We start from the raw sequence: 11,677 nt of genomic DNA, 5'->3' as shown, positions 1-11,677 counted from the left end.
GTGACAGCCATGGCTGAGCGCCTGTCCGGCAAACGCATCTTCCTCACCGGCGCCGCGCAAGGCATCGGGCTTGCCATCGCCGAGGCCTGCCTGGCCGAAGGGGCAAAACTGTTCCTGGTCGATCGCGACGGCGCGCTGCTGGACAAAACGGTCGCCGGCCTTGCCGCACCGCAGGGCCATGTCGGACATACCGCAGCCGACATCAGCGACGGGGCCGCGATTGCCGCTGCCGTCAGCCGGGCGACCGACGCGATCGGGCCGATCAACGCGCTGATCAACAATGCCGGGATGAATGTGTTCTCGACGCCGCTCGAGGCGACCGAGGAGGAGTGGAATCGCAATTTCGATGTCAACGTCAAAGGCGCCTGGAACTGCGCCAAGGCGGTGCTGCCGGCAATGATCGCAAATGGCGGTGGCGCGATCCTCAACATCGCCTCGACGCACAGCTTCACCATCATCCCTCATACCTTCCCCTATCCCGTGGCCAAGCACGCGCTGCTTGGGCTGACCAAGTCGCTGGCGCTGGAATATGCCGGGCAGGGCGTGCGCGTGAACGCGCTGGCGCCCGGTTATGTCGAGACGCAGAAGGCGACCGACTATTGGAACAGTTTTGCCGATCCGGTTGCGGCGCGCGCCAAGACGCTGGCGCTGCATCCCGGCGGCCGCATCGCCTCGGCGCGCGAGATCGCGCTGGCCGCTGTGTTCATGATTTCTGAGGAGTGCCCGTTCATGAACGCGGCGACCCTCGTCGTCGATGGCGGGCTCAGCCAGCTACAGCATCCCGCCTGAACGCTGGAGAGGCTCTATTTCTACCGCATCGACCGCCGGCCTAATGGAGCAAGCAGTCGCGATCAGAAACGCTCGCGATAGGCGCGCGGATTGGTGCCCAGCACGCGCAGAAAGCCGCGCCGCATGGTTTCTTCCGAGCCGAAACCGCAGCGGCGGGCCGTCTGGTTGACGGGCTGGCCCCGCTCCAGCATCCGCCGCGCCGCCTCGATCCGGATCTCCTCGATCGCGCGGGCAGGTGTCCGGCCGGTGGCCTCGCGATAGCGCCGCGAGAAGCTGCGCGAGCTCATATTGGCGTGGTCGGCCAACTGCGTGAGCGACAGGTCACCGGCCAGATTTTCGAGGATCCAGCCATGCAGCCGGTCGAAGCGCCCGTCGCCTTGCTGCAGCTTGAGGGTCTGGCTGAATTGCGCCTGGCCACCGGGACGTTTCAGGAAGACCACCAACTCGCGCGCCACGCCGAGCGCCGTGTGCCGGCCAAGGTCGGCCTCGACGAGGGAGAGGGCGAGATCGATCCCCGCCGTTACGCCGGCGGATGTCCAGACATTGCCGTCGCGGATGAAGATCGGATCGGGTTCGAGCCGGACCGCGGGAAAGCGCCGGGCGAACTCCGCGCAGCGTCCCCAATGGGTCACCGCGCGGCGGCCGTCGAGCAGGCCAGCCGTCGCCAGCAGCATGGCGCCGCTGCAGACGGAAGCGGTTCGGGTGGCATCGCGCGAGCGACCGGCGATCCACTGGACCAGCACGGGATCGTCGCAGGCCGCGTTGACGCCCCATCCTCCGGGGACAAGCAGCGTGTCGATCTTACCTCCGTGGGTTGGCAGCACTGCTGCCTCCAGCACGAGACCGGCCGATGTCCGGATGCGCGGTGAGGCGGCGACGACCACGACCTCGTAAGGAGCCGGTTCGCCGGCCTGCCTTTTGAAATCATTGGCGCTGGCAAAGACCTGCAGCGGTCCGCTGACGTCGAGGAGCTGGATGTCGGGATAGGCAAGTACTTCGATACGGCGCATTGGTTTGGCCCGAAGCGAGGGATGAATGGCAATCGTGCCAAACCATGATGCCGTAGATTGCCGGAAGTCAACCCACGGAGATTTCCATGCCCCTTCGTTTCGGCATCCTCGTATTCCCCGACGTCCAACAACTCGACCTCACCGGCCCATACGAAGTCCTGGCATCGGCCAAGGATGCCGAGGTGGAACTGATCTGGAAGGATCGCAACCCGGTGACGTCATCGACGCGCCTCTCGCTGACGCCAACCGCGACCTTTGACGATTGCCGGCCCCTCGACGTGCTGTGCATTCCTGGCGGGGGCGGGGTCAACGCGCTGCTGGAGGACCAGACAGTCCTCGATTTCGTGTGGGAGCGCGCGGGGCAGGTGCGCTACATCACCTCCGTTTGCAGCGGTGCCCTGGTGCTTGGGGCGGCCGGACTGCTGAGGGGCAAGCGCGCGACCACGCACTGGTATGCGCATGATTTCGGGAGGAGTTCGGAGCGATCCCGGTCGACGAGCGTATCGTCGAAGACGGCAAGCTCATCACCGCCGGCGGCGTCACTTCGGGGATCGACTTCGGCCTGGCGCTGGTTGCGAGGCTGCTTGGACAGGAGGAGGCCGAGATCGTGCAGCTCTCGCTCGAATACGCCCCGGCTCCTCCCTTTCGGTCCGGCACGCCCGCCGAGGCGTCGCCTGCGGTGCTGGCGCAGGCAAAAAAGCGCCTCTCTGGTTCGAGGCGGGTTCGCGAGGCAATCTTCGCTCGCTGGCGCGAGGCTCGCGCCGCCGCTGCGCCGGCGCGCATCCACGGCTGAAGCAGCAAGGCCGAAGGTGCATCCCCTGGCCCTTCGGCCTCGCTGCGTTTCCACTGTTGACAGGTCCCTTCGTCTGTGCAGAAATTGGTTGGACCATTGAACCACTTCGGTAATAGCCCCGGTGACCGAATTCAGCCTTCCGCCGATCCAGACGACGGCCCGCGACGACGCGGTGCTGAAGGCGTTGGCCGGCTTCGTCATGCGCGAGAAGCTGGAACCCGGTGAGAGGCTGCCGACCGAACGCATCCTCGCTGAGCGTCTGAAGGTCAGCCGCAACACGGTGCGCGAGGCGCTGACGCGCTGGGAAGGGCTTGGCCTGGTCGAGCGCCGGCAGGGCTCGGGCACCTATCTCAAGGCCGCCGTCTCGCTCGACATGCTGCACATGCCGCTGACGCTTGCCGGCGGCAATGATTTCACCGGCCTGATGCGCACGCTGGAAATCCGCCGCGCGCTGGAAGCGGAAGCCGCCGCCCTTTGCGCCATTCGTGCCGACAAGGACGACCTCGCCGAGATCGAGCGCAAGCTCGACATCATGGAGGAAGAGTTTCTCAGCCGCGCCGGCATGTCGTCGGAAGAGGACTGGGAATTCCATCAGGCGATCTACCGCGCCTGCGGCAATCCGCTGTTCGAGCAGATTATCGCCGCCATGCACGAACTGTTCCACCGCTTCTGGGAACATCCGCTCGGCGTGCGCGATTTCGGCCACGCAAGCTTTCCCTACCACCGCACCATGTTCGACTGCATCGCCGCGCACGATCCGGAAGGCGCCCGGGCCGAAGCGCTGAAGCTGATCGCCACGGTCGAGGACGATTTGAAGCGCGGCGCCGCCAACCTCAAACTTTCGGTCCGCACATGAACGAGCACAGCTTCGACCCAGGCATTTCCGGCAGCGACTATCTCGCCGACGCGGCGACGCTTCTGGCGCATGACGACCCGTTCCCCGGCAATGCGGTGGTGCCGCCGATCTACCAGACCTCGCTGTTCACCTTCGCCAGCTATGCCGACATGGCCGACACCTTTGCCGGGCGCAGGAAACAGCCGATCTATTCGCGCGGCGACAATCCGACGGTGATGGAATTCGAGTCGCGCGTCGCAGCGCTTGAAGGTGCTGAAGCCGCACGTGGTTTTTCGAGCGGCATGGCTGCGATCAGCGCGACGTTGCTGGCTTTCGTCGGCGCAGGCGAACGCATCCTTGCGGTGCGCAATTGCTATGGCGACGCCTACCGACTGTTCGAGCGGCTGTTTCCGCGCCTGCATATCAAGGTCGACTATGTCGACGGCTCCGATCCGGATGCGGTGGCCGCGGCACTTCCCGGTGCGAAACTGCTCTACCTGGAAAGCCCGACCTCGATGATGTTCGAGCTGCAGGATCTCGAACATCTGACGCGGCTGGCGAAAGAGCAGGGCATCGTCACCACAATCGACAATTCCTGGGCGACGCCGGTGTTCCAGAAGCCGATCCTGCACGGCGTGGATCTGGTGCTGCATTCCGCCTCGAAATATCTCGGCGGCCACAGCGATACCGTCGCCGGCGTGGTGGCCGGCTCGGCCGCCCATATCAAGCACATCAACGACCAGACCTACTCGCAGCTTGGCGCAAAGCTGTCGCCCTTCGAGGGCTGGCTGCTGTTGCGCGGCCTGCGCACGCTGCCGCTGAGACTGCCGCATCACATGAAGAGCGGGCTCATCATCGCCGAGCGCTTGAAGGCGCATGACAAGGTCGAGCGGGTCAATCATCCCGCCTATTCCAACCATCCCGGCAAGAAGACGCTTGCCGGCTATGCCGGGCTGTTCTCCTTCGAGGTGACGGAGGATGTCGACATTCCCGCTTTCGTCGATGCGCTGAAATTTTTCCGCATCGGCGTCAGCTGGGGCGGTCATGAAAGCCTCGTCGTGCCGGCAAAGGCCTCGCTCGAGCAGACACCGGGTCTCAATTCGATGGCGCGCTTCGGCGTCAGCCCCCGAACCATCCGCTTCAATGTCGGATTGGAAAGCGTCGAAGACCTCTGGGCCGACATCGGCCAGGCCTTCGACAAAGCAAAAAAATGACTGGGTTCAAAATGGGAGTTCTGAACATGAAACGACTGAGCATCATGCTTGCCACCGCTGCCGGCCTGGCGATGTCCGCCAGCGGCGCATTGGCCGACACCACCCTCAAGCTGGTCGAGGTCATCACCAGCCCGCAGCGCACCGAATTCCTGAAGAAGCAGATCGCCGAGTTCGAGGCCGCCAATGCCGGCGTCAAGGTCGAGGTGGTCTCGCTGCCCTGGGGGCAGGCCTTCGAGAAATTCCTCACCATGGTGCAGGCCGGCGATACGCCCGACATCGTCGAGATGCCGGAGCGCTGGATGGGCCTGTACGCCACCAACGGCCAGCTCGAGGATCTCGGCCCTTACATGGCCAAATGGGACGACGCCAAGACGCTGGGCGACCGCGCCAAGCAGTTCGGCTCGACCGTCAACAACACCCAGTTCATGATCCCGTACGGCTACTATGTGAATGCGCTGTTCTGGAACAAGAAGCTGTTCAAGGAGGCCGGTCTCGACGGCCCGCCGGCGACGCTCGACGACTTCATCGCCGATTCCAAGAAGATCTCCGCCATTCCGGGCAAGTACGGCTACTGCCTGCGCGGTGGCCCGGGCGCCTTCAACGGCATGCACATGTTCATGAACATCGCCGCTGGCAAGGGCGGCTACTTCAACGAGGACGGCACCTCGACCATCAACGAGGAGGGCTCGGTCAAGGGCCTGCAGATGCTGGCCGACATGTACAAGGACGGGCTGGCGCCCAAGGATGCGGTGAGCTGGGGCTTTAACGAGACCGTCACCGGCTTCTATTCCGGCACCTGCGCCATGCTCAACCAGGATCCGGATGCGCTGATCGGCATTGCCGACAAGATGAGTGCCGACGATTTTGCCGTGGCGCCGCTGCCTGTGGGGCCAAGCGGCAAATCCTATCCGACGCTGGGCTATGCCGGCTGGGCGATGTTCGCCAATTCGCAGCACAAGGACGATGCCTGGAAGCTGATGGCGACGCTGTTGTCGCCCAAGGACAATCTCGAATGGGCCAAGGAAGTCGGCGTCGTGCCGATCCACAATGGCGCCGACCAGGATGCCCACTTCAAGACCGAGCAGTTCAAAGGCTGGTTCACCGAACTCAGCGACACTTCCAAATATGAAATGGTGACGCCGCCGACACATCTGGAGAACCTCGGCAATTTCGTCGACCAGGTGGCGATCAAGAATTTCCAGGAAGTGCTGCTCGGCCAGAAGTCGGCCAAGGACGTTGCTGATCAATGGGCCGCGTTCCTGACCAAGGAACAGCAGGACTGGCTGGCCAAGAACAAGAAGTAGTTCTTCCACCTTCTCCCCGTTTACGGGGAGAAGGTGGCCCGAATGCATGTCGCCCAAAAGTGCGTAGCGGTTTTGGGACAACGACATGCACAGACAGGCCCGGATGAGGGGCAGCGCGAGCACCCCAAGGCTGGCGCCGCCCCTCATCTGCCTGCCGGCACCCTTCTCCCCGTGAACGGGGAGAAGGGTGCTGTTGCTGCTGTCGGCACCCACCCATGATTGTTGAGCGCTAATGACTTATGCCGTGTCCGAAATACGATCCGCCGGCCGGCCGCGAAAGAAGCGGCTGACGCATGCAGCAATCGAGCCCTGGCTTTATCTCAGCCCGGCGATCGTTCTGCTGGTCGTGGTGCTGCTGGTGCCGCTGATCATCGGCATCAGCTATTCGTTCCGGAAGTTCTCCGCCTTCAAATCCGAATATGTCGGTCTAGGCCAGTATCAGGCGATGCTGACCGACCAGGTGCTGGGGCAGGCGCTGGTCAACACGCTGTGGTGGACCGTCGCCAGCCTGTTCTTCCAGTTCTTCCTCGGCCTGGGTCTGGCGTTGCTGCTCGACAAACCGTTTGTCGGGCGCAAGTTCGTGCAGGCGGTGGTGTTCCTGCCCTGGGCGGTGCCATCTTTCCTGTCGGGCCTGACCTGGGCGTGGCTGTTCAATCCGATCATCGGACCACTGCCGCATTGGCTCTTCACGCTCGGGCTGAAGGCCGAGCCGACCAATGTGCTGTCCGATCCGGCGACCGCCATGTGGGGGCCGATCATCGCCAACATCTGGTTCGGCATTCCGTTCTTCGCCATCACGCTGCTGGCGGCGCTGAAGTCGATCCCGTCGGAACTGCATGAGGCGGCCGCAATCGACGGCGCTTCGCCTTGGCAGCGCTTCACCAAGGTGACGCTGCCGTTCCTGGCGCCGACCATCGTCATCACCGTCATGCTGCGTACGATCTGGATCGCGACCTTCGCCGATCTGATCTTCGTCATGACCGAGGGCGGGCCGGCCGGCTCGACCAGCACGGTGCCGGTCTACATCTATGTCAGCGCCTTCAAGTCGCTGGACAAGGGCTATGCCTCCGCGGTGGCGGTGCTGCTACTGGTACTGCTCATCGCCTATGCGATCGCGCTGATCGCCATCCGCCGGTTGCTGGTGAGGCACGTCTGATGATTGCCGGACGCTCTACCTCCTCGCGCATCTTCAGCGGCGTCGGCCTCTACGCGGCGATTGCCGCCTATATGATCTTCGCGCTGTTTCCGATCTTCTGGACGCTGAAGATTTCGGTAACGCCGGAGCGGCTGCTCTATTCCGAGGGCATCACGCTGTGGCCGTCGCAGACCACCTTCCGCAACTTCATCACTGTCCTGGAAGCCTCTGACTTCCCCCGCTATTTCCTCAACAGCGTTATCGTCTCGGTGTCGACGGCGGCCCTGGTGACAGTCATCGCCACGCTCGCCGGCTACGCCATGTCGCGCTTCACCTTTCGCGGCAAGGCGACACTGGCGATCATGCTTTTGCTCACGCAAACCTTTCCGCTGGTGATGGTCATTCCGCCGATCTACCGCGTCATGGGCGAGCTTGGCCTGACCAACAGCCTGGTCGGTCTGATCATCATCTACACGGCCTTCAACACCGCCTTCGCCACCTTCCTGATGCAGTCCTTCTTCGACGGCATTCCGAAGGATCTGGAGGAAGCGGCGATGATCGACGGCTGCACGCGGGCGCAGGCGATGCGCAAGGTGATCGTGCCGCTGACCTTGCCCGGCATGGGCGCCACGCTCGGCTTCGTCTTCACCGCCGCCTGGAGCGAATTGCTGTTCGCGCTGATGCTGATCTCCAGCGACGACCAGAAGACCTTTGCCGTCGGCCTGCTCACCTATATCGGCAAGTTCGCCGTGGACTGGGGGCAGATGATGGCGGCGTCGATCCTGGCGCTGATCCCGGTCTGCATCTTCTTCGCCTTCCTGCAACGCTATCTCGTCACCGGCCTCACCGCCGGCGCGGTCAAAGGATAATCGATGGCTTCCGTCACGCTGCAAAACGTCGAGAAGGATTACGGTTCGCTGCGCATCCTGCACGGCGTCGACCTCGAGATCGCCGATGGCGAGTTCGTCGTGCTGGTCGGCCCGTCCGGCTGCGGCAAGTCGACCCTTTTGCGCATGATTGCCGGGCTGGAGGAGGTGTCGGGCGGCGAGATCCATATCGGCGATCGGCTGGTCAACGATGTCGCGCCGAAGGACCGCGATATTGCCATGGTGTTCCAGTCCTACGCGCTCTATCCGCACATGGATGTGTCGTCGAATATGGGTTTCAGCCTGCTTTTGAAGAAGGCGGAGAAGACGACGATCGACGGCAGGGTAGGGGCGGCGGCCAAGCGCCTCGGCCTCGACAGTTTCCTCGGCCGTCTGCCCAGGCAACTGTCCGGCGGCCAGCGCCAGCGCGTCGCCATGGGCCGCGCCATCGTGCGCGATCCCAAAGTGTTTCTGTTCGACGAGCCGCTCAGCAATCTCGACGCCAAATTGCGCGTGCATATGCGCGCCGAGATCAAGGCGCTGCACCAGCAGCTCAAGACCACATCGGTCTATGTCACCCACGACCAGATCGAAGCCATGACTATGGCCGACCGCATCGTCGTCATGCATGACGGCTATGTGCAGCAGGTCGGCCATCCGCTCGAACTCTACGATCGGCCGATCAATACTTTTGTGGCCGGCTTCATCGGCTCGCCCGGCATGAATTTCTTTCCGGCGACAGTGGCCAAGGGCGGCAAGGTGGACGCGGTGCTGGCCGACGGCCAGAAGCTGCGGTTGCCTGATGGCTTGCCGTTGAAGGATGGCGATGTGCTTACTGTCGGGCTACGGCCGGAGCACATCCAGCTTGCCGACGATGGTCCGCTCAAGGCAGAGGTCGAGGTGGTCGAGCCGCTCGGCCTGTCGACGCAGTTCTATGTCCGGCTCGCCAACCAGCTGGTTTGTGTCTTCGTCATGGGACGCAGCACTATCCGGCCGGGCGACACGGTAAGACTGTCTGCCGATCCGGCGGCGCTGCATCTGTTCGATCCCGCAAGTGGCAATCGCATCGGGTGATGGCGGCCATCCGGCCTGTTTTCCGAGCATGATCTCTTCCGGAAACCGGTATCCACTTTTCGAGATCATGCTCTACTGAAGGCTGCCCAGGCTGGCATACATGCCGGTGGTGCGGAACTGCGTCGGGTTGATGCCGTAGAGCCGGCGGAAGACTTTCGAGAAATAGTTGGCGTCCTCGAAGCCGCACAGGATGGCGACCTCCTTGACTGGCAGGAAATCGGCTTTGGTTAGCAGCTTCGCCGCCCGCTGCAGCCGCTGCTGCAGCACGAACTCGGCCGGCGGAACGCCTTCGCTCTCGGCGAAGCAGCGCGAGAAATGGGCGCGGCTGAGGCCGCTGATCTGGACGAGCTCGGCCACGGGCAAGGGCTTGTCGAGATTGGCGTTGATATGATCGATGACCGGCTGCATGACGCTCTGTTTCTCAGTGAAGGCGTGCGAGCCGAAGACATCGTCGTAAAGCGCCATCGCCGCCTCATAGGCGATTGCCGAAGCAGCGCCAGGCGAAGCGCCGCCCTTGATCAGGCGCAGGCTGCAATCGGCGAGATGATCGATCGTCTCCGGCTGCAGCCGAAACACCGGGCCGGAGACGCTGAGTATGGATTTGTGGACGCGCAGCGCCTCCTCGCCATTCATCGAGATCCAGAAATATTCCCAGCGGTCGCCCTTCTCCAGCCAGTAGCGATGGTTGTGCGGCACCAGCACCAGCAGCGTGTCGTTGGCCTGCAGGCGGTAGTTGCGGTTCTCGTAGCGCAGCTGGCCGGTGCCGCTGATCGTGTGCTGCAGCACGGTGAACGGTGTCTGGCCGCGCTTGCGCCCATCCCAGTCATAGGTCACGCCCTCGCGTACTTCATAGCCGGTGCTGGTTGGCATGGCATGCAGGCGTTGGCGGCCGCGCGGCAGCGAGATGGTGCGCATCAACTGTCCGTTGGCGATCAGATCATGCAGCACAAAATTACCCTCGAAAGCATAATCGTTCTCTGGCCGCGCCCTGGAATAACGGCATAATCCAAATCCTGAGAACGCGAAAGACCCGCGGTCGAGGAGCGGGCGGGGAGGAGAACGAGCCGGAATTCCGGCTCGAATGGCATGCGCGCCGAGGCGAGCCGCCATTCCCTTTCTGTTGCTCCTTACCCGGCATTCGAATGCATCGAGGTGAGGTGATGAGTTTCAAAATCGCTATTATCGGCGCCGGCAGCGTCGGCTTCACCAAGAAGCTGTTCACCGATATTTTGTGCGTCCCGGAATTCAGCGACATCGAATTCGCGCTGACCGATCTCAGCGAACACAATCTGCAAATGATCAAGGCGATCCTCGACCGCATCGTCGAGGCCAACAAGCTGCCGACCAGGGTGACGGCGACGACCGACCGCCGCAAGGCGCTGGAAGGCGCGCGCTACGTCATCAGCTGCGTGCGGGTGGGCGGGCTCGAAGCCTATGCCGACGATATCCGCATTCCCTTGAAATACGGCATCGACCAGTGCGTCGGTGACACGATTTGCGCCGGGGGCATCCTCTACGGCCAGCGCAACATCCCGGTCATCCTCGACTTCTGCAAGGATATATTGGAGGTCGCCGAGCCAGGCGCCAAATTCCTCAACTATGCCAACCCGATGGCGATGAACACTTGGGCGGCGATCGAATATGGCAAGGTCGATACGGTCGGCCTCTGCCACGGTGTCCAGCACGGCGCCGAACAGATCGCCGAAGTGCTCGGCGCCAAGTCGCACAGCGAACTCGATTATGTCTGCTCCGGTATCAACCACCAGACCTGGTTCATCGATTTGCGGCTCAACGGCCGCAAGATCGGCAAGGACGAACTGGTGGCTGCCTTCGAGGCGCATCCGGTCTATTCGCAGCAGGAAAAGCTGCGCATCGACGTGCTGAAGCGCTTCGGCGTCTACTCCACCGAAAGCAACGGTCATCTCTCCGAATATCTGCCCTGGTATCGCAAGCGGCCGGACGAAATCACCCGCTGGATCGACATGTCCGATTGGATCCATGGCGAGACCGGCGGCTATCTTCGCTACTCCACGGAAACCCGCAACTGGTTCGAGACGGAATATCCGCAATTCCTCGAAGCGGCGTCGAAGCCGCTCGACGTATCGAAGCGCTCGAACGAGCATGCCAGCCATATTCTCGAAGCGCTGGAGACGAACCGCGTCTATCGCGGCCACTTCAACGTCAAGAACACCGGCATCATCACCAATCTGCCGCAGGACGCGATCATCGAATCGCCCGGTTTCGTCGATCGCTTCGGCATCAACATGGCGTCAGGCATCACGCTGCCGGAAGCCTGCGCGGCCACCTGCATGGCTTCGATCAACGTTCAGCGCATGTCGGTGCATGCGGCTGTTACGGGCGACATTGACCTGCTCAAGCTCGCGGTGCTGCACGATCCGCTGGTGGGTGCGGTGTCGACGCCGGAAGAGGTCTGGCAGATGGTCGACGAGATGGTCGTCGCCCAGGCGCGTTGGCTGCCGCAATACGCCGATGCCGTGCCGGCCGCCAAGGAGCGGCTTTCGAAATCGATGGTGAAAACCCGCGACTGGGCGGGTGCGGCGCGGCGCAAAGTGCGCTCGATCGAGGAACTGCGCGCCGAAAAAACGGCCCTGAAACAGGCCGGCTGAGAATGCTGGCAGGCGGACAGCGGGAGGCCG

The 11,677-nt window shown here is 63.0% G+C and carries 10 protein-coding genes and 1 pseudogene; 9 read left to right on the top strand and 2 right to left on the bottom strand.

Features of this window, described 5'->3' with window-relative positions; all coding sequences use genetic code 11:
• The first annotated feature begins 9 nt into the window (after positions 1 to 9).
• Positions 10 to 789: an SDR family oxidoreductase gene (locus NKI46_RS13870; protein WP_023739508.1), complete on the top strand. Its 780-nt coding sequence runs from the start codon at positions 10 to 12 to the stop codon at positions 787 to 789.
• Between the two features lie 62 nt (positions 790 to 851).
• Here NKI46_RS13870 and NKI46_RS13865 read toward each other — a convergent pair whose 3' ends face one another.
• Positions 852 to 1,799, bottom strand: coding sequence for a GlxA family transcriptional regulator (locus NKI46_RS13865; protein ID WP_023739507.1), 948 nt, complete (start codon positions 1,797 to 1,799; stop codon positions 852 to 854).
• Positions 1,800 to 1,885: 86 nt separating this feature from the next.
• Here NKI46_RS13865 and NKI46_RS13860 point away from each other — a divergent pair.
• From NKI46_RS13860 to NKI46_RS13830, 7 genes and pseudogenes are all read left to right on the top strand, one after another.
• A pseudogene (locus NKI46_RS13860) lies at positions 1,886 to 2,592 on the top strand (DJ-1/PfpI family protein).
• Between the two features lie 121 nt (positions 2,593 to 2,713).
• Positions 2,714 to 3,448, top strand: coding sequence for a FadR/GntR family transcriptional regulator (locus NKI46_RS13855; protein WP_023668124.1), 735 nt, complete (start codon positions 2,714 to 2,716; stop codon positions 3,446 to 3,448).
• Entirely contained in the window at positions 3,445 to 4,641 is a 1,197-nt protein-coding gene (locus tag NKI46_RS13850; RefSeq protein WP_352739094.1) for a PLP-dependent transferase, read from the top strand. The genes NKI46_RS13855 and NKI46_RS13850 overlap by 4 nt, the downstream gene beginning before the upstream one ends.
• Positions 4,642 to 4,667: 26 nt before the next feature.
• Positions 4,668 to 5,945 (top strand): ABC transporter substrate-binding protein, encoded by a 1,278-nt coding sequence (locus tag NKI46_RS13845; RefSeq protein ID WP_023685297.1) that lies wholly within the window; start codon positions 4,668 to 4,670, stop codon positions 5,943 to 5,945.
• 232 nt (positions 5,946 to 6,177) lie between these two features.
• Positions 6,178 to 7,101, top strand: a complete 924-nt coding sequence (locus NKI46_RS13840) for a carbohydrate ABC transporter permease (RefSeq protein WP_023685296.1) — start codon at positions 6,178 to 6,180, stop codon at positions 7,099 to 7,101.
• Positions 7,101 to 7,949 carry a carbohydrate ABC transporter permease gene (locus tag NKI46_RS13835; protein WP_023691354.1) on the top strand — a complete coding sequence of 283 codons (849 nt, stop codon included), beginning with the start codon at positions 7,101 to 7,103 and terminating at the stop codon, positions 7,947 to 7,949. The genes NKI46_RS13840 and NKI46_RS13835 overlap by 1 nt, the downstream gene beginning before the upstream one ends.
• A 3-nt stretch (positions 7,950 to 7,952) precedes the next feature.
• A complete protein-coding gene (locus NKI46_RS13830; protein WP_023685295.1) occupies positions 7,953 to 9,020 on the top strand; it encodes an ABC transporter ATP-binding protein in 1,068 nt (355 codons plus the stop codon).
• Between the two features lie 72 nt (positions 9,021 to 9,092).
• Here NKI46_RS13830 and NKI46_RS13825 read toward each other — a convergent pair whose 3' ends face one another.
• Positions 9,093 to 9,935, bottom strand: a complete 843-nt coding sequence (locus NKI46_RS13825; protein WP_081727386.1) for an AraC family transcriptional regulator — start codon at positions 9,933 to 9,935, stop codon at positions 9,093 to 9,095.
• Between the two features lie 245 nt (positions 9,936 to 10,180).
• On the opposite strand from NKI46_RS13825, the gene NKI46_RS13820 reads away from it, so the two are divergent.
• Positions 10,181 to 11,647 (top strand): alpha-glucosidase/alpha-galactosidase, encoded by a 1,467-nt coding sequence (locus NKI46_RS13820; protein ID WP_023687911.1) that lies wholly within the window; start codon positions 10,181 to 10,183, stop codon positions 11,645 to 11,647.
• Positions 11,648 to 11,677: the final 30 nt, after the last annotated feature.

The organism is Mesorhizobium sp. M0615 (genome assembly GCF_040320805.1).
In the GTDB taxonomy this organism is placed as follows: domain Bacteria; phylum Pseudomonadota; class Alphaproteobacteria; order Rhizobiales; family Rhizobiaceae; genus Mesorhizobium.
Note: the sequence above shows the minus strand (reverse complement) of the source record. Positions and strands in the feature narration are given on the sequence as shown.